Source organism: Rhodoferax sp. OV413 (genome assembly GCF_900104385.1).
In the GTDB taxonomy this organism is placed as follows: Bacteria; Pseudomonadota; Gammaproteobacteria; order Burkholderiales; family Burkholderiaceae_C; genus Rhodoferax_B.
The window spans coordinates 73,880-96,064 of record NZ_FNJA01000010.1; the positions used below are offsets into that span (position 1 = coordinate 73,880).

18 protein-coding genes are annotated in these 22,185 nt (G+C 65.9%); 15 read left to right on the top strand and 3 right to left on the bottom strand.

Features of this window, described 5'->3' with window-relative positions; all coding sequences use genetic code 11:
* The first annotated feature begins 17 nt into the window (after positions 1 to 17).
* From gspK to BLT66_RS24795, 9 genes are read left to right on the top strand one after another with little or no spacing between them, the layout of a single operon-like run.
* Positions 18 to 986 carry a type II secretion system minor pseudopilin GspK gene (gene gspK, locus BLT66_RS24755; RefSeq protein WP_176955164.1) on the top strand — a complete coding sequence of 323 codons (969 nt, stop codon included), beginning with the start codon at positions 18 to 20 and terminating at the stop codon, positions 984 to 986.
* 41 nt (positions 987 to 1,027) lie between these two features.
* Entirely contained in the window at positions 1,028 to 2,272 is a 1,245-nt protein-coding gene (gene gspL / locus BLT66_RS24760) for a type II secretion system protein GspL (RefSeq protein ID WP_092762336.1), read from the top strand.
* Entirely contained in the window at positions 2,269 to 2,790 is a 522-nt protein-coding gene (gene gspM / locus BLT66_RS24765) for a type II secretion system protein GspM (protein ID WP_092762338.1), read from the top strand. Before gspL ends, gspM begins: the two co-directional genes overlap by 4 nt.
* Before the next feature lie 8 nt (positions 2,791 to 2,798).
* Positions 2,799 to 3,605 carry a type II secretion system protein N gene (gspN, locus tag BLT66_RS24770; protein ID WP_092762340.1) on the top strand — a complete coding sequence of 269 codons (807 nt, stop codon included), beginning with the start codon at positions 2,799 to 2,801 and terminating at the stop codon, positions 3,603 to 3,605.
* A 9-nt stretch (positions 3,606 to 3,614) separates the two neighbouring features.
* Positions 3,615 to 5,834, top strand: a complete 2,220-nt coding sequence (gene gspD / locus BLT66_RS24775; RefSeq protein ID WP_092762408.1) for a type II secretion system secretin GspD — start codon at positions 3,615 to 3,617, stop codon at positions 5,832 to 5,834.
* A gap of 2 nt (positions 5,835 to 5,836) precedes the next feature.
* On the top strand, positions 5,837 to 7,225 hold the full coding sequence (locus tag BLT66_RS24780) for a GspE/PulE family protein (RefSeq protein ID WP_092762342.1): 1,389 nt from the start codon (positions 5,837 to 5,839) through the stop codon (positions 7,223 to 7,225).
* A 7-nt stretch (positions 7,226 to 7,232) separates the two neighbouring features.
* Positions 7,233 to 8,465 carry a type II secretion system inner membrane protein GspF gene (gspF, locus tag BLT66_RS24785; protein ID WP_092762344.1) on the top strand — a complete coding sequence of 411 codons (1,233 nt, stop codon included), beginning with the start codon at positions 7,233 to 7,235 and terminating at the stop codon, positions 8,463 to 8,465.
* A 2-nt stretch (positions 8,466 to 8,467) separates the two neighbouring features.
* Positions 8,468 to 9,370 carry a 5'-nucleotidase gene (locus BLT66_RS24790; RefSeq protein WP_092762346.1) on the top strand — a complete coding sequence of 301 codons (903 nt, stop codon included), beginning with the start codon at positions 8,468 to 8,470 and terminating at the stop codon, positions 9,368 to 9,370.
* Between the two features lie 55 nt (positions 9,371 to 9,425).
* Positions 9,426 to 11,201 carry an ABC transporter ATP-binding protein/permease gene (locus tag BLT66_RS24795; protein WP_092762348.1) on the top strand — a complete coding sequence of 592 codons (1,776 nt, stop codon included), beginning with the start codon at positions 9,426 to 9,428 and terminating at the stop codon, positions 11,199 to 11,201.
* A 51-nt stretch (positions 11,202 to 11,252) separates the two neighbouring features.
* Here the strand turns inward: BLT66_RS24795 and BLT66_RS24800 are convergent, their stop codons facing one another.
* The 3 genes from BLT66_RS24800 to BLT66_RS24810 form a co-directional block, all read right to left on the bottom strand.
* The gene (locus BLT66_RS24800) at positions 11,253 to 11,939 is read right to left on the bottom strand and encodes a hypothetical protein (protein WP_143029285.1); all 687 of its coding nucleotides are present in this window, start codon (positions 11,937 to 11,939) and stop codon (positions 11,253 to 11,255) included.
* A 139-nt stretch (positions 11,940 to 12,078) separates the two neighbouring features.
* A complete protein-coding gene (locus BLT66_RS24805) occupies positions 12,079 to 12,552 on the bottom strand; it encodes a cyanophycin metabolism-associated DUF1854 family protein (protein ID WP_092762352.1) in 474 nt (157 codons plus the stop codon).
* Complete coding sequence (locus tag BLT66_RS24810) at positions 12,552 to 14,825, bottom strand: cyanophycin metabolism-associated ABC transporter (RefSeq protein WP_092762353.1); 2,274 nt, start codon at positions 14,823 to 14,825, stop codon at positions 12,552 to 12,554. The genes BLT66_RS24805 and BLT66_RS24810 overlap by 1 nt, the downstream gene beginning before the upstream one ends.
* 150 nt (positions 14,826 to 14,975) lie before the next feature.
* Here BLT66_RS24810 and cphA (BLT66_RS24815) point away from each other — a divergent pair, with 150 nt between their 5' ends.
* The 6 genes from cphA (BLT66_RS24815) (at position 14,976) to BLT66_RS24840 (ending at position 22,183) form a co-directional block, all read left to right on the top strand.
* Positions 14,976 to 17,213: a cyanophycin synthetase gene (cphA, locus tag BLT66_RS24815; RefSeq protein ID WP_092762410.1), complete on the top strand. Its 2,238-nt coding sequence runs from the start codon at positions 14,976 to 14,978 to the stop codon at positions 17,211 to 17,213.
* Entirely contained in the window at positions 17,213 to 19,780 is a 2,568-nt protein-coding gene (gene cphA, locus BLT66_RS24820; protein ID WP_092762355.1) for a cyanophycin synthetase, read from the top strand. Before cphA (BLT66_RS24815) ends, cphA (BLT66_RS24820) begins: the two co-directional genes overlap by 1 nt.
* A gap of 75 nt (positions 19,781 to 19,855) precedes the next feature.
* Positions 19,856 to 20,590, top strand: a complete 735-nt coding sequence (minC, locus tag BLT66_RS24825) for a septum site-determining protein MinC (RefSeq protein WP_092762357.1) — start codon at positions 19,856 to 19,858, stop codon at positions 20,588 to 20,590.
* A gap of 26 nt (positions 20,591 to 20,616) precedes the next feature.
* Positions 20,617 to 21,432, top strand: coding sequence for a septum site-determining protein MinD (gene minD / locus BLT66_RS24830; protein WP_092762359.1), 816 nt, complete (start codon positions 20,617 to 20,619; stop codon positions 21,430 to 21,432).
* Between the two features lie 3 nt (positions 21,433 to 21,435).
* Complete coding sequence (gene minE, locus BLT66_RS24835) at positions 21,436 to 21,699, top strand: cell division topological specificity factor MinE (RefSeq protein ID WP_092762361.1); 264 nt, start codon at positions 21,436 to 21,438, stop codon at positions 21,697 to 21,699.
* A gap of 16 nt (positions 21,700 to 21,715) precedes the next feature.
* Complete coding sequence (locus tag BLT66_RS24840; RefSeq protein WP_092762363.1) at positions 21,716 to 22,183, top strand: CreA family protein; 468 nt, start codon at positions 21,716 to 21,718, stop codon at positions 22,181 to 22,183.
* Positions 22,184 to 22,185: the final 2 nt, after the last annotated feature.

Genomic DNA, 22,185 nt, shown 5'->3' on the forward strand with positions numbered 1-22,185 from the left:
GCGCGAGCAGCTCTTATATGCATAGCAAACGCCAGCGCGGCGCTGCCTTGCTGCTGGCCATGCTGACCGTCACCATGGTGGCCACCCTGGCCGCCAGCTCGCTGTGGCAGCAGTGGCGCAGCGTGGAGATCGAGGCGGCGGAGCGCCAGCGCGTGCAGTCGGCCTGGATACTCACCGGCGCACTCGACTGGGCCCGGCTAATCCTGCGCGAGGACGCGCGCTCTGGCGGCGCCGACCATCTGGCCGAGCCCTGGGCCGTGCCGCTGCAGGAGTCGCGCCTGTCGACCTTTCTGGCGGCCGACCGCAACAACACCGGCGGCGCCACCAGCGAAGAGCAGGTCGATGCCTTTCTGTCCGGCCAGATCAGCGACATGCAGTCGCGCCTGAACCTGCGCAACCTGGTCGACGAGAACAAAATTTCCGAAGTCTCGCTGGCCGCCTTCGGCCGGCTGTTCACCCAGCTGAACCTGCCGCCACAAGAGCTGAGCCTGCTGGCCGAACAGCTGCAGCTGGCGCTGGACACCACAAAGTACGCCAGCGCCGACGCCCGCATTCCGTTGATGCCGCGCCGCGCCGAAGACCTGGGCTGGCTGGGCTTGCAGCCCGCCACCGTGGCGGCGCTGCGGCCGTATATCAGTGTGCTGCCGGTGCGCACCCCGGTGAACCTGAACACCGCCAGCGCCACCGTGCTAGTGGCCAGCGTGGCGAATCTGTCCATGGCCGACGCACAAAAGCTGGTCGCCGCCCGGGCCAGCAAGTACTTTCGCAGCACCGCCGATGTGAGCGCGGTGCTGAACCAGTCGGGCATCAGCTTCAGCGAAAGCGAGCACGGCGTGGCCACCCGCTACTTCGAGGTGCTGGGCCGGCTGCGCATGGGGCCGAGCACGGTATTGGAGCGCTCGCTGGTGCAGCGCGACGGCATCAACGTCAGCACCATTTGGCGCGAACGCGCGGCCGCCGATCCGGCCGGCAACCTGGCGCCGTAAGTGTCATCCCGTCTACATACAATGGCCGACCATTCCCGCCCATGAGCACACTGATCGTCCTCCTTCCCCTAGAGCCCTCGGGTGCTGCCAGCGCCACGAGCCTGTTCGACTATGTGCGCACCGCCGATGGCCGCCACGTGGACAGCCACGACCGCGCGGTAGCGGCCCTGTTGCCGGCCGCCGGGGGCGCCGAGCTGGTGGTCGTCGTGCCGGCCCAGGCCCTGTCCTGGCACCGGGTGGAATTGCCCAAGGGCAGCTTGCAGCGCAGCGCCCTGGGCGGATCGGCCAGCACGCCCCGGCTGCGCGCGGTGCTCGAAGGCCTGCTGGAAGACCGGCTGCTGGAAGAACCCAGCGAGCTGCATTTCGCGCTGCAACCCGATGCTCCGGCCGACGGCCCGGTCTGGGTCGCCGCCTGCAACCGCGCCTGGCTGCGCAGCGCGCTGGCGCCGCTGGAAGCCGCCAAGCACCGGGTGGCCCGCATCGTCCCCGAATTCGCCCCCGACGCAGTGCGCCTGCAAGTGATCGGCAACCCGGATCAGGCCCAGCTGGTCAGCACCGGGCCGCACGGCGTCAGCCTGCTGCCGTTGGGCGCCGCCACCCTGGCGATGGCGCTGGGCGCCCAGACCGAAGCCCCCGAAAGCATAGACATCGTGGCCGAGCCCGGCGTAGCCGCATTGGCCGAACAGCTGTCGCAGCGCCGCGTCACGCTGCAGCAGGCCGGCGAGCGCTGGCTGGCCGCGGCCCACGGCCGCTGGGATCTGGCGCAATTCGAATTCAGCAACTCCGGCCGCAGCCGCGCCTGGAAAGGCCTGGCCGCCCAGGCCACGGTGCTGCTGCAAGCCCCGCAATGGCAGGCGGCCCGCTGGGGTTTTGCGCTGCTGCTGGTCGCCCAATTGGTCGGCCTGAACGCCTGGGCCTGGAGCGAGGCGCGCAGCCTGGACGCCAAGCGCAGCGCCATCCGCAACACGCTGACGCAGACCTTCCCCGGCGTCAAGGTGGTGGTCGACGCGCCGGTGCAAATGGGCCGCGAACTGGCGCTGCTGCGCCAGGCCGCCGGCGCCACCTCGGCCCGCGACCTGGAAGCCATGCTCAGCGCCCTGGGCGCGGCCCTGCCGCCGCAGTACAGTGCCACCGGCCTGGACTTCGCACCCGGCGAGGCCAAGCTCAAAGGCCTGCCCAGCAATACCGAACCACCCGTGCTGGAGGCCCTGCGCAACCAGGGCTACAGCCTGCGCAGCGAAGGCAATCTGCTGGTCCTGCAACCCGCTCCCGGCGCCGCACCATGAAGCTACCCACCTCTCTCCAAGCCCAGTGGGACACCCTGGCCCCGCGCGAACGCAGCAGCGTGCTGGCCGCGCTGGCCCTGGTGCTGGCCGCCCTGCTGTGGTGGATCGCCCTTGGCCCGGCGCTGCAAACCCTGCGCGCCGCCGACGCCCAGCACCGCAGCCTGGACGCCCAGCTGCAAACCATGCGCAGCCTGCAGGCCGAAGCCCAGGCGCTGCAAAGCCAGCCAAAGTTGAGCTTTGACGACGCACTGCGCGCCGTAGAGGCCTCGGTCAAGGCCGACCTGCGCGGCACGGCCCAGCTGAACACCGTGGGCGAGCGCATCACCGTCAGCCTGAAAAACACCCCGGCCGACGCCCTGGCGCGCTGGCTGGCCCAGGTGCGCATCAACGCCCGGGCCCTGCCCATCGAAGCCCGGCTGGTGCGCAGCGCCGCACCCGCTACCGCTGGCAATGCGGGCACGCCCGCCATCGCCAGCTGGGACGGCTCGCTGGTGCTGGTCTTGCCCAGCAACCGCTGACCCGCTGCATGGCCCGCCGCTCGCTCCGCAACGCCGCCAACGCCACGGACACCGCGCCCTGGCGCTGGGCCTGGACCGGTGCCAGCCTGGGCCTGCTGCTGGCCCTGGTGGTCTGGGCACCGGCACGCTGGCTGGCCGCTGGCCTGGCCCAGGCCAGCCAGGGCCAGGTGCAGCTGGCCGACCCGCGCGGCACGCTATGGGACGGCTCGGCCCAGCTGGTGCTGGCCGGCGGCGCCGGCAGCCGCGACAGCACCGCCCTGCCCGAGCGCCTGCGCTGGCGCATCCGGCCTAGCGGCCTGGGCGTATCGGCCCAGCTACGGGCCGAATGCTGCATGGCCCAGCCGCTGCAGGTGCAGGCCGCAGCCCGTTGGGGCGGCGCCCACATCAGCCTGGCCGACAGCCAGTCGCACTGGCCCGCGCCGCTGCTGGCCGGCCTGGGCGCGCCCTGGAACACGCTGCAGCCCGAAGGCCAGCTGACCCTGAACACCCAAGGCCTGGTGGTCGAACTGAACGCCGGCCGCCTGGTGCTGGCAGGCCAGGCCCGCCTGGAAGCCATCGACATGGCCTCGCGCCTGTCCACCCTCAAGCCCATGGGCAGCTACCGCGTGACCCTGACCGGCGGCAACCCGAATACTCTGCAGCTGGAAACCCTGGCCGGCAGCCTGCAGCTCACCGGCAGCGGCCAGTGGGTTGGCAACCGCCTGCGCTTCGACGGCGTGGCCACCGCGGCCCCGGACCGGGTGGACGCTTTATCGAATCTTCTCAACATCCTGGGGCGGCGCGACGGCGCGCGCGCCATCATCAAAGTAGGCTGAACCATGCACATGCCCTCACGCTTCTCGCCCGCTATTGTTTCCATAGCTGTCTGCGCATTCTGTACCTGCGCTGGAGCCCTGTTCTCTTTAAATGCACAGGCCCAGGCCGCGGCTGCAGCCCCCAAGCGCGGCGAGCCCATTACGCTGAACTTTGCCAACGCCGAGATCGAGTCGGTAGCCCGCACCATGTCCACCATCACCGGCCGCAACGTGGTGGTCGACCCGCGGGTCAAGGGCGTGATGACGCTCAGCACCGAACGCCCGGTGACCCCGGCCGCCGCCTACAGCCAGTTCCTGGCGACGCTGCGGCTGCAGGGTTTTACCGTGGTGGAGTCGAACGGCCTGGACAAGATCGTGCCCGAGGCCGATGCCAAGCTGCAGGCCGGCCCGGTGACTCTGGGCGAGAACAATGCCGCCGTCGGCAACCAGATCGTCACCCAGATCTTCAAGCTGAACTACGAGAACGCCAGCAACCTGGTGCCGGTGCTGCGCCCGCTGATCAGCCCGAACAACACCATCAACCTGAACCCCGGCAACAACTCGCTGGTGATCACCGACTACGCCGACAACCTGCGCCGCATCGGCCGCATCATCGCTGCCATGGACGTGTCGAACGCCAGCGATGTAGAAATCATCCCGCTCAAGTATGCGATTGCCAGCGACCTGGTGCCGCTGCTGACCAAGCTGGTCGAATCCGGCAGCAGCAGCGCCGCCGCCCCGGCAGCCGGCCAGACCGACAGCTCGTACAAGACCACCATGCTGGCCGAGCCGCGCAGCAACGCGGTCATCCTGCGCGCAGCGAATCCGGCGCGGGTGTCGCTGGTCAAGTCGCTGATCGCCAAGCTGGACCAGCCGACCATGAGCAACGGCAATGGCGACGCCGGCAATATCTATGTGGTCTACCTGAAGAACGCCGACGCCACCAAGATGGCGGTCACCCTGCGCGCCGCCATGTCCAGCGGCAGCGGTAGTACCGGCGCCAGCAGCAGTGGCAGTAGCTCCAGCCCGACGAGCAGCTCCAGTGGTTTGTCCAACACCAGCAGCTCCGGCAGTAGTAGCAGCAGTTCCACCTCGGGCAGCAGTAGCACCACCAGCGGCCCCAGCCTGAACAGCGCCAACAGCAACCAACCGTCCACCGGCGGCCAGATCCAGGCCGACCCGTCGACCAATGCGCTGATCATCACCGCGCCCGAGCCCCAGTACCGCCAGCTGCGCGCCGTCATCGACAAGCTCGACGGCCGCCGCGCCCAGGTGCTGGTGGAGAGCCTGATCGTCGAAGTCAGCAGCAACAAGGCCGCCGAGTTCGGCATCCAATGGCAGGGCGTGCTGGGCAATGTAGGCCTGGGCACCAACTTCGGCAGCGGCAGCAGCAACCTGGCCACCCTGGCCACCAGCATCGCCGCCGGCAATACCAGCACCACCCTCAGCAACGGCCTGAATCTGGGCGTGGCCAACAAGATCGGCGGCACCTATGTGCTGGGGGCCCTGGCCCGGCTGATGGACGAAACCGGCACCGGCAACGTCTTGTCCACCCCCAATCTGCTGACGGTGGACAACGAAGAAGCCAAGATCATCATCGGCCAGAACGTGCCCTTCGTTACCGGCACCTACACCACCAACAACGGCTCCAGCACCAGCTCGCCCTTCCAGACCGTGGAGCGCAAGGACGTGGGCCTGACCCTGCGCGTGCGCCCGCAGATCAACGAGAACGGCACGGTCAAGATGGTGATCTACCAGGAGGTGTCCAGCGTGGACGCCGCCACCGCCAGCAATTCGAACGGCCCGACCACCAACAAGCGCTCCATCGAATCCACCGTGATGGTGGACGACGGCTCCATCGTGGTGCTGGGCGGCTTGCTGCAGGACGACTACTCGGGCAATGTGGAGAAAGTGCCGCTACTGGGCGACGTGCCGTTCTTCGGCAACTTCTTCAAGAGCGAAAACCGCAGCCGCAAGAAAACCAATCTGATGGTCTTCCTGCGGCCCATCGTGGTCCGCGACGCCAACACCAGCAGCGCACTGACGCTGGACCGCTACGACATGATGCGGGTGCAACAGCAATCGGTGAGCCCGCAGGCCCACCCCATGCTGTCGGCCGTACCGTCGGCCTCCGAGCTGCCGGTGCTGCCCATGGGCAGCGATAAAAAGGCCACGGTGCCAGCGCCGCTGACCACCTTGCCCCTGACGCCGCCCGCGCTGGCTCCCGCGACCTCCCCCGCCACGCCCTGACGATGCGCCACCCCCTGCCCTACGCCTTCGCCCGCACCCAGCAGCTGCTGCTGGAGGAAAACCAGGGCGAGTACACCCTGTGGCTGCACCCGGCCACCGCGCCCTCGGCCCTTAGCGAGGTGGTGCGTAAATACCCGGTGCAGCACATCGAAACCCTGGTGCTCGACGCCCTGCTGCAGCGCATCAGCGCCGCCTACGCGCAAGGCGAATCCAGCGCCGCCTCGGTGGTCAGCGAAGTCGAGAGCGATGCCGACCTGTCGCGCATGATGCAGGAGCTGCCGGCGGTCGAAGACTTGCTGGAAATGTCGGACGACGCGCCCATCATCCGCATGCTTAACGCGCTGCTGACCCAGGCCGCGCGCGACGGCGCCAGCGACATCCACATCGAACCCTATGAGCGCCATTCCAGCGTGCGCTTCCGCGTCGACGGCACGCTGCGCGAAGTGGTGCAGCCGAACCGCGCGCTGCACGCGGCGCTGATCTCGCGGCTGAAGATCATGGCCGACTTGGACATCTCGGAAAAGCGCCTGCCGCAGGACGGCCGCATCAGCTTGCGCATAGGCACCCGCGCCGTCGACGTGCGCGTCAGCACCCTGCCCAGCGCCCATGGCGAGCGCGCCGTGCTGCGCCTGCTGGACAAGAGCGGCGCCAAGCTGACGCTGGAATCGGTAGGCATGCAGGGCACGGTGCTGGACCAGCTGCAGCATCTCATCAATCAGCCGCACGGCATCATCCTGGTGACCGGCCCCACGGGTTCGGGCAAAACCACCACGCTGTACGCGGCTTTGAGCCGGCTCGATGCGGGCAGCAGCAACATCATGACGGTGGAAGACCCGATCGAGTACGAGCTGCCCGGCGTCGGCCAGACCCAGGTCAACGCCAAGATCGACCTGACGTTTGCCAAGGCCTTGCGCGCCATCCTGCGGCAAGACCCGGACGTGATCATGATCGGCGAAATCCGCGACTTCGAGACCGCGCAGATCGCCATCCAGGCTTCGCTGACCGGCCACCTGGTGCTGGCCACGCTGCACACCAATGACGCCGCCAGCGCGGTGAACCGGCTGATCGACATGGGCGTCGAGCCCTTCCTTTTGAGTTCCACCTTGCTCGGCGTGCTGGCCCAGCGCCTGGTGCGCAAGCTGTGCCCGGTCTGCCAAGGCAAAAACTGCCCTGCCTGCAACCAGACCGGCTACCAGGGCCGTACCGGCATCTTCGAGCTGCTGGTCACCAACGACGCGATTCAGGCCCAAATCCACAACCGCGCCTCCGAAGCCGAAATCCGCGCCGCCGCCCGCACGGCCGGCATGCAGCTGATGCGCGAAGACGGCGAGCGCCTGGTGCAGACCGGCGTAACCTCGCGCGAAGAGCTGCTGCGCGTCACCCGCGACTAAAGCCCCCATGCCCGCCTATTCCTTCGAAGCCGTAGACGCCCAAGGCCAGACCCGCAAAGGGGTGATGGAGGCCGACACCGCCAAGGCTGCGCGCGGGCTGCTGCGCGCCCAGGCCTTGGTGCCGTTGGCGGTGGAGCCAGTCAACGCCAGCGGCAGCAACGCCGCCGGCCATACCGGTCTGCGCACCAAGCTGTTTGAGGGCAAGGTCTTCAACGCCACCGGCCTGGCCATCTGGACCCGGCAGGTGGCAGGACTGGTATCCAGCGGCCTGCCGCTGGAGCGCGCGCTGACGGCCTTGACCGAAGAAGCCGAAGACGAGCGCCAGCGCAATCTACTCGCCTCGCTGCGCGCCGAGGTGAATGCCGGTGCCACCTTCGCCAAGGCGCTGAGCCAGCATCCGCGCGAGTTTTCAAGCATCTACACCGCGGTGATTGGCGCGGGCGAGCAAAGCGGCAGCCTGGGACTGGTGCTGGAACGCCTGGCCGACGACCTGGAAGAGCGCCAGGCGCTGCAGTCCAAGCTGGTCGGCGCAGCGCTGTACCCGGCCATCGTCACCCTGGTGGCGATCGCCATCGTGCTGTTCCTGGTGGGCTATGTGGTGCCGCAGGTAGCGAACGTGTTTGCCGGCAGCAAGCGCGCGCTGCCGTTCCTGACGGTGGCCATGCTGGCCATCAGCGGCATGGTGCGCAACTACGGCTGGGCCATGCTGATTGCTATTATTGTGATAGCTATTGGTGCACGTGCTGCCTACGCCAGAGCCACGATTCGTGAAAAAATCGACGCCGCCTTTCTGAAACTACCGCTGGTCGGCCCGCTGGCCCGCGGCTACAACGCATCCCGCTTCGCCAGCACCCTGGCTATGCTGGCCGCCGCCGGCGTGCCGATACTGCGCGCGCTGCAGGCTGCGGCCGAAACCCTGAACAACACCGCCATGCGCGCCGATGCGCTCGACGCGCTGGTGCTGGTGCGCGAAGGCGCGCCCTTGGCCTCGGCCATGGCGCAGAAAAAGCGCTTCCCCGGCCTGCTGGCGATGTTCGCCCGGCTCGGCGAGCAGACCGGCCAGCTGCCGCTGATGCTGCAGCGCGCCGCCGTGCAGCTGAGCACCGAGGTGCAACGCCGGGCCATGGCGCTGGCGACGATTCTGGAGCCGCTGCTGATCGTGGCCATGGGCTTGGTGGTAATGTTGATCGTGCTGGCGGTCTTGCTGCCCATCATCCAACTCAACCAATTCGCGAAGTAAGCATGGCCCTGACCCTCGACGACAAACTGGTGGTGGCGATCTCCTCGCGCGCCCTGTTCAACCTCGAAGAAGAAAACCGACTCTTCGATGCGGGCGACGACAAAGCCTATATGCAGCTGCAGTTCGACCGGCTGGACGTGCCGGCCAAGCCAGGCGTGGCGTTTTCGCTGGTGCAGAAGCTGCTGGCCTTCAACGACGACGGCGTGAAGCGGGTCGAGGTGGTGATGCTGTCGCGCAACGACCCGGTCAGCGGCATGCGCATCTTCCGATCCGGCAAGGCCAACAACTTGCAGCTGGAGCGCGGCGTGTTCACCCAGGGGCGCGCGCCCTTCGGCTATCTGCGTGCGCTGGGTGCGCATCTGTTTTTGTCGGCCAACGAGAAAGACGTGCGCGACGCGCTGGCGCTGGGCTTCCCCGCAGCCCGGGTGCTAACCGAATCGACCCAGGCCGGCAGCAACTACCCGAATGAAGTGCGCATTGCCTTCGACGGTGACGCCGTGCTGTTCAGCGACGAGGCCGAGCAGGTCTACCAACGCGATGGCCTGCCGGCTTTCCAGCAGCACGAGATCGACAAGGCATCCGTACCCCTGCCCGACGGCCCGTTCAAGCCGCTGCTCGCCGCGCTGCACCGGCTGCAAAAAGCCAGCACGCCGCATATGCGCATCCGCACCGCCCTGGTGACGGCCCGCAGCGCGCCGGCGCACGAGCGCGCCATCCTGACGCTGATGGACTGGCATATCGAGGTGGACGAGGCCATGTTCCTCGGCGGCCTGCCCAAGGGCGAATTCCTGCGCGAATTCGAGCCCGACTTCTTCTTCGACGACCAGACCGGCCATGTGAACTCAGCCGCCCAGCATGTGCCGGCCGGCCATGTGAGCAGCGGCGTCTCCAATCCAGCGAACTAAATCGCGCGGCGGTGCTCCATCGCTTGGCCCCGACACCACCCCACCGAAAAATTCCATGAGCATTGCATCGCGCTTCGCCGTCCTCAAAGACCAGACCGCCAAGGTCTGGCAGCTGTCGATCCCGTACTTCAAGTCAGAAGAAAAATGGAAAGCCCGGGCCATGCTCGCCGCCATCGTGGCGCTGAACCTGCTCGGCGTCTATCTGCTGGTGCTGCTGAACGAATGGAACCAGGTGTTCTACGACGCGCTGCAGAACAAGAACCAACCGGTGTTCTGGCAGCAGCTGGGGCGCTTCACCTACATCGCCTTCGCGCTGATCATCCTGGCGGTCTACAAGTTCTATATCACCCAGCTGCTGGAAATGCGCTGGCGCGCCTGGATGACCGACCATTACCTGGGCCGCTGGCTGTCGAACCAGGCGTTCTACAAGATGGAGCTGGCGCGCTTCGCCAAGACCAACCCCGATGCCGGGCCTGACAACCCGGACCAGCGTATCCAGGAGGACCTGAACCAGTTCACCAGCCTGACCATCGGCCTGTGCATGGGCGTGCTGAACGCGCTGGTGACCCTGGTCAGCTTTGTCGGCATTCTGTGGAATCTGTCGGGCGACTTCTCGTTCCACCTGGGCGGCAGCGAATACTTCGTCCCGGGCTTCATGGTCTGGATGGCTTTGCTGTACTGCCTGGCGGGCAGCATCATCACCTTCTACATCGGCCGGCCGCAGATCAAGCTGAACTTCCAGCAGCAGAGGGTGGAAGCCGACTTCCGGCACCACATGGTGCGAGTACGCGAATACAGCGAATCGATTGCGCTGGACCACGGCGAAAAGGTGGAGCGCACGCACCTGGACATGCGCTTCGCCGCCGTGCTGGCCAACTACCTGAAGCTGCTGAAGGCGCAGAAAAACCTGATCTGGTTCAACAGCTTCTTTGGCCAGGCGGCGGTGGTGTTCCCCTTCATCGTGGCCGCGCCGCGGTTTTTCAGCGGCGCCATCCAGCTTGGCACGCTGATGCAGATTTCCTCGGCTTTTGGCCGGGTGCAGGACTCGCTGAGCTGGTTTGTCGACAACTACAGCAGCCTGGCGACCTGGCGCGCCACCACCGACCGGTTGACTTCATTTGAAGAACAAATTCAGGCTCTAGCGCAGGTACAGTCTGCGCAAGTAGCTATCAATAAAGGAGCAAATGCACCCCTGGAAGCGCAAGACCTGCAGCTGCGCCTGCCGGACGGCACGGTGCTGCTGTCAGGCCTGAACCTGCGCGCCACACCAGGCGACAGCGTGCTGCTCAGCGGTCCGTCGGGCAGCGGTAAATCCACACTGTTCCGGGCGTTTGCGGCGATCTGGCCGTTCTCCAGCGGCAAAGTGGCACTGCCGGCGGATGCGATGTTCATCCCGCAGCGGCCGTATTTCCCCGATGGCACGCTGCGCAGCGCCCTGGCCTACCCCACCGCTGCCAGCGGCTACAGCGACGAGGCGTTGCGCCAGGCGCTGACCGACGCACTGTTGCCGCACCTGTGCAACCAGCTGGACCAGGAGGCGGCCTGGGGCCAAAAGCTCTCGGGCGGTGAACAGCAACGGCTGGCGATTGCCCGGGTCTTGCTGAAAAAGCCGCGCTGGATTTTTGCCGACGAAGCCACCAGTGCACTCGATGCACCGGCCGAGAACTCCATCTACCAGAAGCTGCTGGCACAGGTACAGCAAGCGCAAGGCGCTATCATCTCCATAGCACACCGGCCTAACGTGGCCGCCCTGCACCAAACCCGCTGGACGCTGGAACCGCAGGCCGCAGACGCAGCTGCGCGCTACCAGATCAAGGAAACCAAAGAATAATAGGAAAGCCCTTGCCAGACCAGGCAAGTGGCTACAGACAGCTGCGGCGGATCAGTTGCCGCTGGTCTTCTTGACCGCCGACGGGTCTTCGTAGGTCAGCGGGCCTTCGGCCAGCTTGTCGGGATTGAGGGTTTTGTTGGCCTCCTGGGCCACGTCCACCGCGTTGCCGCCGGCGCGCCACAAGGCCTGCAAGAAGTCGAGCAGCTTCTTGGAGATCGGCTCGGGCGGCGGGTTTTCGGGCTTTTTCTCGGCCGCCTTGGGTGCTGTGGTCCAGTCGGTGGAGGGCTCGTCGTCTACCGCTGTGGGCTGGTTCGGGCCTGGCTCTTTACCGGCCGCCAGCAATTTGGCGGCTTTGGCCGCGGTTTCGGGCGATTCGCTCTGCAAGGAATTGCCGGAATTTTTGCTTTCTTCGGTGGCGTTGACCGACTGCAAGGCGCTGGTGGTGCCTGCCGAATCGATGCGGCCCACGGCTTCTACACCGTTTGCATCGTCTTGGGGATTCGCCACGCGCGCCTGCGCACGGGCGCGTGCTGCCACTTCCAGCTCCACAATTTCCTTCACGGCAGTGGATATATCCAGCTTGACCGAGGGCTCAGGCTTGCTCACCGCCTCAACCTTGGCTGTCGCCTCTTGGATGGCTGAAGTTTCAGCCTTGGCTGCAGCCGCACTGCCGCCAGACTGCGAACCGGCAGCGGAAAGCGGCCAGTTCACGTTGCGTTCGACAGAAGGTAATTGCATGGAGTTCACCTGGTTAGCCGGCCTAAAACTCGATTTTTTAGACCACGTAACTGGTTAACGGCAGAAATGAAGGGTTATTTAGGGCTATTTCTAAAATAGTTTAAAAAACTTTACCTTCACATCGAGAAGTCGGCGCGCTTTACAGAAAACGCTCCAGCAGGCGCCGGGACGCCCGGTCCAGCGCCGTCATGTCCTGCACCCGGAACTGCACGCCCGCCCCGCCGGCGATCAGCAGGCCAGTACGGTCCAGGCGGCGGATGTCTTCCTCGGTCTTGAGCACGAATTCGGTGTCGCCGCGGTCGGTTTCCACCGTCCAGACGCTGGGCGTGGAAAAGGTTGAAACCGCTTTCAGGCGCCGGATTTCGGGCACGAACTCGCGGATCGCCAATTCTTCCTCCAGCAAACCGCGCAGCGCCGGAGGCATGGCGCTCAGCTGCTCTATCCACACCAGCTCACGGCCTTCGGTGCCAACCAGCGACACGCCTTCATCGGGCGCAGCAATCGGAAAGGCGCGCACCGGCACCACACCTCCGTGCCGTTCGCCGGTCGCAAAAACCAGCACCAGCCGGCCAAAGGTGTCACGCTCCAGCTGGAAATCGGGGTTGTTTTTCATCATGGGTTTCCAGCAGGGTGGGCTGAGTGTTCAACCGGGCGCGACAGGCTCAGGCCTTCGTCCTCGCTCTCGGTACGGCGCAGCTGCGCCTGGTAGAGCCGCCAATACGCGCCCTCACGGGCCATCAGCTCTTCGTGCGGGCCGACCTCGACCACCCGGCCGCGGTCCATCACCACCAGGCGATCCGCCTTGCGCAGGGTGGACAGGCGGTGGGCGATGGCAATGGTGGTGCGGCCTTGCACCAGGTTGTCCAGCGCCTTCTGGATTTCGTTTTCGGTCTCGGTGTCCACCGAGGAGGTGGCTTCGTCCAGGATCAGGATGCGCGGGTCGATCAGCAGCGCGCGTGCGATCGAGATACGCTGGCGCTCGCCGCCCGACAGTCCCTGGCCGCGCTCGCCGACCAGCGAGTCGTAGCCCTGCGGCAGCCGCAGGATGAACTCGTGCGCGTGGGCGGCGCGGGCCGCGGCCACAATTTCGCGGCGCGTGGCGTCGGGCTTGCCGTAGGCAATGTTCTCGGCAATCGTGCCGAAAAACAGAAATGGTTCCTGCAGCACCAGGCCGATGTTGCGTCGGTAATCGGCCACGGCATAGCGGCGGATGTCGGTGCCGTCGACCTGGATCGAACCGTCGGTCACGTCATAGAAGCGGCAGATCAGGTTGACCAGCGTGCTCTTGCCCGAGCCGCTGTGGCCGACCAGGCCGATCATTTCACCAGGGCGTATCACAAGGTCCAGGTCGCGGATCACCGCGCGGTTGCCATAGCGGAAACCGATGCGCTTCATCTCGATCTGTCCGCGCATGCCACGCTCCACCTTGCTGACGGGCACAGGCTGGGCGGGCTCGGGCACATTGGACACGTGGTCCAGGATGTCAAAAATCCGCTTGGCTCCGGCAGCGGCCTTTTGCGTTACCGAGACGATGCGGCTCATCGAGTCCAGCCGGGTGTAGAAGCGGCCGATGTAGGCCAGGAACGCAATCAGCACACCCACGGTGATCTGGCCCTTGCTGACCTGCCAGATGCCAAATGCCCAGACCACCAGCAGGCCGATGTCAGTTAGCAGCGAGACGGTGGGGGTAAACAGGCTCCAGGTCTTGTTCAACCGGTCGTTAACCGCCAGATTGGCCTGGTTGGCGGCATGAAAGCGGTCGGCCTCGCGGCGCTCCTGGGCAAATGCCTTGACCACGCGGATGCCGGGGATGGTGTCTGCCAGCACGTTGGTGACCTCGCCCCAGACCCGGTCGATCTTCTCGAAACCGGTGCGCAGGCGGTCGCGCACGGCGTGGATCATCCAGGCGATGAAGGGCAGCGGCAGCAGGGTCACCAAGGCCAGCCAGGGGTTGATAGAGAACAAAATGGCCGAGGTCATCAGCAGCATCAGTACATCGGTGGCGAAGTCGAGCGCATGCAGCGACAAGAAGACCGAGATACGGTCGGTCTCGGAACCAATACGGGCGATCAGGTCGCCTGTGCGCTTGGCGCCGAAGTAGTCCAACGACAGGCCCAGCAAATGTTCGAAGGCCGTGGTCCGCAGGTCGGCAGCGATACGCTCGGACACCAGGGCCAGCAGCCAGGTTCGCACCCAGCCCAGGCTCCAGGCCAGCAGGGCCGAGCCCAGCAGCCCGGCCAGCAGCCATTTCACCTGCCCCACGTCGATCTGCTTGCCGCTCTGGAATGGAATCAGCACTTCGTCCATCAGCGGAATCGTCAAATAAGGCGGCACCAAGGTGGCGGCAGTCGACGCCAGCATCAGCAAGAAGCCGGTGAGCAAGCGGCCTTGGTAGGGCTTGGCAAAGCGCCACAGCCGCAGCAGCACCCAGGTGCTGGGCACGGTGTTGAGCTCGCGGGTGCAGACCGCGCATTCATCGCTATCGGGCGGCAGCGGCGCGTGGCAGGTGGGGCACTGGCCCGGTTCGTCCAGGTGGGGGTCCTGCGACAGCAAACGCTGCCCAAACAGCTTGACCAGCCGCAGCGCCTGCGCGTCGGCCACCAAGGTATAGCGCCAGCCGGCCAGCCGGGTGTGGGCATTGTGCAACTCCAGCGTGCCGACACCCGCGTGGTCGGAGTGGCGCAACACCAGATCGGCGGTCAGTGGCCAAGACTGCCATACCCCGTCCTGCAGGGAAACCAGGCGCTGGTCGGTCAGGGCCAGCAGGCCTGGGACAAAGCGCAGCTGGGCGTCCAGGTCAACGGACAGGCTGGCTTGGACGTTCTCGTGGGCTAGCAGCTGCGATTGCAGACCACTGGTAATTTCAACAGGAAGGTTTTGGTGCATTTTTTAGTTCCCGCGATCTCTTGCCTGGTGCTAGCGCCTCGCCGGGGCTCAGATTCTCGCCGATAGCGCCTTGTTTCTAATTACCATATGGCATCTACGCACAATAGCCACCCGCAGCCGGGGAGCCCGGCCATTACCTACCCCAAGCACATGAGCCCCAAGGACGACATCCAACTACTGCGCATCAAATACCTGCGCGGCCCCAACATCTGGACCTACCGCCCTGCCCTGGAAGTCTGGCTCGATTTGGGGGAGCTGGAGGAATTCCCCTCCAACCTGATGCCAGGCTTTACCGATCGGCTGGTCGCCCTGCTACCGGCCCTGGTCGAGCACCACTGCGGCGTGGGCGAGCGCGGCGGCTTCCTGCAGCGTCTGGTCGAAGGCACCTGGGCCGGCCACATACTGGAACACGTGGTGATCGAGCTGCTGAACCTGGCCGGCATGCCCACCGGCTTTGGCCAGACCCGCAGCACCAGCCAGCGCGGCGTCTACCGCATGGTGTTCCGGGCACGCGACGAGCAAGTGGCCCGCACCGCGCTGGCCCAAGGCCACCGGCTGCTGATGGCGGCCATCAATGACCAGCCTTTCGACGTCAAAACCGCCGTGGCGGCAGTCCGTACCGAAGTCGACGATTGCTACCTCGGCCCCAGCACCGCTTGCATCGTCGCAGCTGCCACCGACCGCGGCATTCCGCATATCCGCCTGAACAACGGCAACCTGGTGCAGCTCGGCCATGGCGCACGCCAACGCCGCATCTGGACGGCAGAGACTGAATTCACCAGCGCGATTGCCGAGGGCATCGCCCACGACAAAGACCTGACCAAAACCCTGCTGCAGTCCTGCGGCGTGCCGATTCCCGAAGGCGCGGTGGTCGACAGCCCGCAAGCTGCCTGGGACGCAGCGCAAGACATCGGTCTGCCGGTGGTGGTCAAGCCCTCGGACGGCAACCACGGCCGCGGCGTGGCCCTCGACCTGTCTACCCAGGCCGATGTGGAAGCCGCCTATCTGGTGGCCGAGCAGCACGGCAGCGAAGTGCTGGTCGAACGCTTTGTACGCGGCAACGAACACCGCCTGCTGGTAGTCGGCGGCCGCGTGGTTGCCGCGGCCCGCGGCTCGGTAGCCTGGGTCACGGGCAACGGCCAATCCACCGTGGCCGAGCTGGTCGATGCGCATATCAATACCGACCCGCGCCGTGGCACCCACGAAGACGCTCCGCTGGGCCTGATCGAAATCGACAAGGACGAAGCCGTGCGGCTGGACCTGCAGCGCCAGGGGCTGACGTCCAGTTCGGTGCCCGCCGCCGGCCGGCAGGTGCTGATCCAGCGCAACGGCAATGTCGCGATCGACTGTACCGACCTGGTGCACCCCGAGGTGGACCACATCGTCTCGCTGGCCGCACGTATCGTCGGGCTGGACATCGCCGGCATCGACGTGGTGGCCGAAGACATCTCCAAACCGCTGGGCCCGCAGGGCGGCGCGATTGTCGAGGTGAATGCCGGCCCGGGCCTGCTGATGCACCTGAAGCCGGCCGAAGGCTCGCCCCGCCCGGTGGGCCGGGCTATCGTCGACCATCTGTTTGAAGAAGACGAAACCGGCCGCATCCCCATCGTCGGTGTCGCCGGCACCCAGGGCACCCACACCATCGCCCGGCTGGTAGCCTGGCTGCTGCACCTGAGCGGCATGCGCGTGGGCCTGGCCTGCCGCGACGGCCTGTTCCTGGACACCCGGCGCGTCGAAACCACCGACTGCGCGCACTGGGAGCCTGCGCACCGCCTGCTGATCAACCGCGCGATGGAAGCCGCCGTGATCGAAAACGGCGCCGCCAGCATCCTGCGCGACGGCCTGGCCTATGACCGCTGCGTGGTCGGCATCGTCACCGACCTGGGTGGCGCAGACGGGCTGGCTGAATTCGACATCACCGAAGACGACCAGCTGGTCAAGGTGCTGCGCACCCAGGTCGACGTGGTGCTGTCCGAGGGCGTGGCCGTGCTGAACGCCGTGGACCCGCGCGTCGCCGCCATGGCCGAGCTGTGCGACGGCTCTGCCATTTTGTATGGAATTGACCCACAGCTGCCCACCACCATTGCACACCGTGCTATAGAAGGTAGAGCAGTCGTGATCCACAAGGGCTACATCATGCTGGCCACCGGCAGCGCCGAAGTGCCACTGGTCAACCTCGACCTGCTGACCGCCGGATGGACCCGCCCGGCCCAGCTGGAGCCCATCCTGGCCTCGATCGCTGCAGCCTGGGCGATGGATATTTCGCCCGACCTGATCGTCGCCGGCCTCAAGACCTTCGAGCTGGACCTGCCCACCACGCGTCCCACCCGCCCCGCCGTTCCCCCGGCCGCACTCCGTACCGAACAAGAAGATAGAAAGACCGACTGATGGAAGTCTCACGCATCCGGGCCCTGCGCGGCCCCAATCTCTGGAGCCGCCACACCGCCATCGAGGCCGTGGTGACATGTGCAGAATCCGAACGCGCGATTGCGCAACTGCCGGGCTTCGAAACCACGGTGCGAGCGCTGTTCCCGGCCATCGGCCCGCTGCGTGCCAGCCCTGAACACACCTCGGTGTCGCTGGCCCATGTGCTGGAAGCCGCCACCCTGGCACTGCAAGCCCAGGCCGGCTGCCCGGTCACCTTCAGCCGCACCGCGGCCACCCAGTTGCCCGGCGTTTACCAGGTCGTGGTGGAGTACAGCGAAGAAGCCGTAGGCCGCCAGGCACTGGAACTGGCCCAGGCGCTGATCCAGGCCGCCCTGGACCACAGCGCTTTTGACAAAGACAGCGCCATCGCCCAGCTGCGCGAGACCGACGAAGACGAACGCATGGGGCCGAGCACCGGCGCCATCGTGGACGCCGCCGTGGCCCGCGGCATCCCGTTCCGCCGCCTGACCAAGGGCAGCATGGTGCAATTCGGCTGGGGTTCGCGCCAACGCCGCATCCAGGCGGCCGAGTTCGACTCCACCAGCGCCGTGTCCGAAGCCATCGCCCAGGACAAAGACCTGACCAAGAAGCTGCTGCATGCTGCTGGCGTACCCGTACCACTGGGCCGCCCGGTCGACAGCGTGGAAGAAGCCTGGCAAGTGGCCTGCGAAATCGGCCTGCCGGTGGTCGTCAAGCCGCAGGACGGCAACCAGGGCAAGGGCGTGACCGTCAACATCGTCGACCGCGCGCACCTGGAGGTGGCCTATGCCGCCGCCGCTGAAATCGGCGAAGTCATGGTCGAAAAATTCCTGCCGGGCAGCGACTTCCGCCTGCTGGTGGTCGGCAACAAGCTGGTCGCTGCGGCGCGGCGCGACCCACCCCAGGTGCTGGGCGACGGCGTGCACACCGTGCGCGAGCTGGTGGACATCGTCAACTCCGACCCCAAGCGCGGCGAAGGCCATGCGACCTCGCTGACCAAGATCCGTTTCGATGACATCGCGATTGCGCGGCTGGCGCTGCAGGACTTGAAGCCCGAGTCCATCGCCGAAAAAGGCCGCCGCATCATTCTGCGCAACAACGCCAACCTCAGCACCGGCGGCACCGCCACCGACGTGACCGACGACGTGCACCCCGCCGTCGCCGCCCAGGCGGTGGCCGCGGCACAAATGATCGGCCTGCACATCTGCGGCGTCGACGTGGTCTGCGAAAGCATGCTCAAACCGCTGGAAGAGCAGCACGGCGGCATCGTGGAAGTAAACGCCGCACCCGGCCTGCGCATGCACATCTCGCCCTCGTTCGGCAAAGGCCGCAATGTGGGCGAAGCCATGGTCAGCAACCTGTTCGGCCCGGGCGACGACGGCCGGATTCCGTCTGTGGCCGTCACCGGCACCAACGGCAAGACCACCACTGCCCGGCTGATCGCCCATTTGTTCACCAGCAGCGGCCTGCGCGTTGGCATGACGAACACCGACGGCGTCTACGTGAATGGCCGGCAAATCGACAGCGGCGACTGCAGCGGCCCGAAGAGCGCGCGCAATGTGCTGATGCACCCCGATGTGGATGCAGCGGTATTTGAAACCGCGCGCGGCGGGATGCTGCGCGAGGGTCTAGGCTTCGACCGCTGCCAGGTGGCCGTGGTCACCAACATCGGCGCTGGCGACCATCTGGGCCTGAACTACATCACCACGGTCGAAGACCTGGCGGTTCTCAAGCGCGTGATCGTGCAGAACGTGCCCTCTACCGGCTACGCGGTGCTGAATGCAGCCGACCCCATCGTCGCCGCCATGGCGTCGGTTTGCCCTGGCAACGTGATCTACTTCACCGCCGACCGGCACCACCCGGTGATGGCCACGCACCGTGCCCAGGGCCGGCGCACGGTCTATGTCGATGGCGAGCACATCGTGGCCGCCGTGGGCTCGTGGCGCGAACAGATCGCCCTGCGCGATGTGCCGCTGACCCGTGCCGGCACCATCGGTTTCCAGGTCGATAACGCCATGGCCGCGGTAGCAGCGGCCTGGGGCGTGGGCCTGAACTGGGACACCATCCGCCGCGGCCTGTCGAGCTTTGCCAACGATGCCGACAACGCCCCTGGCCGCTTCAATGTGATGGACTACCGCGGCGCCACCGTGATCGCCGACTACGGCCACAACCCGGACGCCATGCGTGCCCTGGTGTCGGCGGTCGAGGCCATGCCGGCCAAACGCCGTTCGGTGGTCATCAGCGGCGCTGGCGACCGGCGCGATGAAGACATCCGCGAGCAAACCGTGATCCTGGGCGACGCTTTTGACGACGTGATCCTGTTCGAAGACGCCTGCCAGCGCGGCCGTGCCGACGGCGAAGTGGTCAAACTGCTGCGCGAAGGCTTGGCCAACGCCCAGCGCACCCGCAACGTGGACGAAATCTACGGCGAATTCATCGCCATCGACCAGGCCCTGGCCCGGCTGCAGCCCGGCGATCTGTGCCTGATTCTGGTCGACCAGGTGGAGGAAGCCTTGGCGCATTTGGCGCAGCGGGTGGCTGCGGCCTAGTGCAGCGGGCGCAGATGGACCGGACCCTCTGGGGCGCACGGTAAAATCGCGCCTTTTCCGCCCCCTGCTCCACCCATGTCGTCTGTCCCCGCTGGGCACGCCCGTGCTTGCTTTGACCTGAAAAGCGCAACCCTGCCATTGATAGCCCTGGTGCTCAAAACCGCCAATCTGGCGGTTCTGGGCCAAGAGCTGGAAGCGCGCTATGGCGAGACACCCGACTTCTTCGACTACGACCCAGTGGTCATCAACCTGGTCGCGGTGGAAGAAGAGGCCCTGCCTATCGACTTCAAACAGCTGTGCATGCTGTTGCACAGCTACCGCATGCGGGCGATTGCGGTGCACGGCGGCAGCACCGCCCAACGCGCTGCGGCCAGAGCCGTGGGTCTGGTGGAAACGCCGGACATCAGCCATGCCCAGCCCCTGGCGCCGGCACCCGCAGCCGCACCGGCCGCCCCCGAAGTGCCTGCGCCCGTAGTGACGCAGGGCACGGTGGTGATCGACAAGCCCTTGCGCTCCGGCCAGCAGGTGTATGCGCGCGGTGGCGATCTGGTAGTGCTGGCGGTGGTCAGCTTTGGCGCCGAAGTGCTGGCCGATGGCAACATCCATGTGTACGCGCCCTTGCGCGGCCGGGCGATTGCCGGCGCCAAGGGCAATACCGATGCGCGCATCTTCAGCACCTGCCTGGAAGCCCAGCTGGTGTCGATTGCCGGCACCTACCGCACCTCTGAAATCCCCCTGCCCGCCGATGTGCTGGGCAAACCGGCCCAGGTACGGCTCATCAGCGAAAAGCTGGTGATGGAACCTCTTTAACTCTGAACTTGAAAGACCCGCAACCCATGAGCAAGATCATTGTGGTGACATCCGGCAAAGGTGGCGTTGGCAAGACCACCACCAGCGCCAGTTTTGCATCCGGCCTCGCACTGCGCGGCCATAAAACCGCGGTTATCGACTTTGACGTCGGCCTGCGCAACCTCGACCTGATCATGGGCTGCGAACGCCGCGTGGTGTACGACCTGATCAACGTGATCCACAACGAAGCGAATCTGAACCAGGCGCTGATCAAGGACAAGCAGTGCGACAACCTGTTCGTGCTGGCTGCCTCGCAGACCCGCGACAAGGATGCGCTGACGCAGGACGGCGTGGAACGCGTGCTGAAAGACCTGGGCGAGATGGGCTTCGAATACATCGTCTGCGATTCGCCGGCGGGTATCGAAACCGGCGCGCTGATGGCCATGCACTTCGCCGACGACGCGCTGGTGGTCACCAACCCCGAAGTCTCTTCGGTACGCGACTCGGACCGCATCCTCGGCATGCTGGGCTCCAAGACCAAGCGCGCGATTGAAGGCCTGGCACCGGTCAAGGAACACCTGGTCATCACCCGCTACAACCCCACCCGCGTGGAAGACGGCCATATGCTGTCACTGGAAGACATCCAAGACATCCTGCGCATTCCGCTGATGGGCGTGATCCCCGAGTCGGAAACGGTACTGCAGGCCTCGAACCAGGGCCTGCCCGCGATCCACCTGAATGAAACCGACGTGTCCGAAGCCTACAAGGACGTGGTCGCCCGCTTCCTGGGCGAAGAAAAGCCCATGCGTTTTGTCGATGCCGTGAAGCCGGGCTTTTTCAAGCGCTTGTTCGGAGGGAAATAAGCCATGTCTTTCCTGTCTTTCCTGCTCGGGGAAAAGAAAAAAACCGCCACCGTGGCCAAGGAGCGGCTGCAGATCATTCTGGCGCACGAACGCAGCGGCCGGGGCAACAGCCGTCCCGACTACCTGCCGGCGCTCCAGCGCGAGCTGGTGGCGGTGATTTCCAAGTACGTGTCGATCAACCCCGACGACATCAAGGTGCACCTGGAGCGCCAGGACAACTTGGAAGTGCTGGAAGTCAAAATCGAACTCCCCGAAGCCCTGCGCTAACCCGAAAGCCACGCACATGAAGCTATGGACTATTGGTTTGGCGCTCGGCGCAGCCTGTCTCGTCGCCCAGGCCGAGCAAATCGGCGCGGTCGACACCGCCTTCCAATGGATAGGCCCGGACCACAAGATCGTGGTCGAAGCCTATGACGACCCGGAAGTCCAGGGCGTCACCTGCTTTGTCTCGCGGGCCAAGACCGGCGGCCTCAAAGGCGCCTTCGGCCTGGCCGAAGACAAAGCCGAGGCCTCCATCGCCTGCCGCCAGGTAGGCCCGATCAGCTTCACCAAGCCGCTACCCTTGAACGACGAGGTGTTCAACGAGCGCCTGTCCATCCTGTTCAAGAAACTGCGCATCGTGCGCATGGTGGACAAGAAGCGCAATGCCCTGGTCTACCTGACCTACTCCGACAAGCTGATCGATGGGTCACCGCAAAACGCCGTGACCGCCGTGGCGGTAGACCGGGCGACGGCGATCCCGGTCAAGTAAGC

What these genes read in the sequence shown, in the direction of transcription:
- gspK (WP_176955164.1), top strand. Translation starts at nt 18, where the DNA reads ATGCATAGCAAACGCCAGCGCGGCGCTGCCTTGCTGCTGGCCATGCTG.
- gspL (WP_092762336.1), top strand. Translation starts at nt 1,028, where the DNA reads ATGAGCACACTGATCGTCCTCCTTCCCCTAGAGCCCTCGGGTGCTGCC.
- gspM (WP_092762338.1), top strand. Translation starts at nt 2,269, where the DNA reads ATGAAGCTACCCACCTCTCTCCAAGCCCAGTGGGACACCCTGGCCCCG.
- gspN (WP_092762340.1), top strand. Translation starts at nt 2,799, where the DNA reads ATGGCCCGCCGCTCGCTCCGCAACGCCGCCAACGCCACGGACACCGCG.
- gspD (WP_092762408.1), top strand. Translation starts at nt 3,615, where the DNA reads ATGCCCTCACGCTTCTCGCCCGCTATTGTTTCCATAGCTGTCTGCGCA.
- BLT66_RS24780 (WP_092762342.1), top strand. Translation starts at nt 5,837, where the DNA reads ATGCGCCACCCCCTGCCCTACGCCTTCGCCCGCACCCAGCAGCTGCTG.
- gspF (WP_092762344.1), top strand. Translation starts at nt 7,233, where the DNA reads ATGCCCGCCTATTCCTTCGAAGCCGTAGACGCCCAAGGCCAGACCCGC.
- BLT66_RS24790 (WP_092762346.1), top strand. Translation starts at nt 8,468, where the DNA reads ATGGCCCTGACCCTCGACGACAAACTGGTGGTGGCGATCTCCTCGCGC.
- BLT66_RS24795 (WP_092762348.1), top strand. Translation starts at nt 9,426, where the DNA reads ATGAGCATTGCATCGCGCTTCGCCGTCCTCAAAGACCAGACCGCCAAG.
- BLT66_RS24800 (WP_143029285.1), bottom strand. Translation starts at nt 11,939, where the DNA reads ATGCAATTACCTTCTGTCGAACGCAACGTGAACTGGCCGCTTTCCGCT.
- BLT66_RS24805 (WP_092762352.1), bottom strand. Translation starts at nt 12,552, where the DNA reads ATGAAAAACAACCCCGATTTCCAGCTGGAGCGTGACACCTTTGGCCGG.
- BLT66_RS24810 (WP_092762353.1), bottom strand. Translation starts at nt 14,825, where the DNA reads ATGCACCAAAACCTTCCTGTTGAAATTACCAGTGGTCTGCAATCGCAG.
- cphA (WP_092762410.1), top strand. Translation starts at nt 14,976, where the DNA reads ATGAGCCCCAAGGACGACATCCAACTACTGCGCATCAAATACCTGCGC.
- cphA (WP_092762355.1), top strand. Translation starts at nt 17,213, where the DNA reads ATGGAAGTCTCACGCATCCGGGCCCTGCGCGGCCCCAATCTCTGGAGC.
- minC (WP_092762357.1), top strand. Translation starts at nt 19,856, where the DNA reads ATGTCGTCTGTCCCCGCTGGGCACGCCCGTGCTTGCTTTGACCTGAAA.
- minD (WP_092762359.1), top strand. Translation starts at nt 20,617, where the DNA reads ATGAGCAAGATCATTGTGGTGACATCCGGCAAAGGTGGCGTTGGCAAG.
- minE (WP_092762361.1), top strand. Translation starts at nt 21,436, where the DNA reads ATGTCTTTCCTGTCTTTCCTGCTCGGGGAAAAGAAAAAAACCGCCACC.
- BLT66_RS24840 (WP_092762363.1), top strand. Translation starts at nt 21,716, where the DNA reads ATGAAGCTATGGACTATTGGTTTGGCGCTCGGCGCAGCCTGTCTCGTC.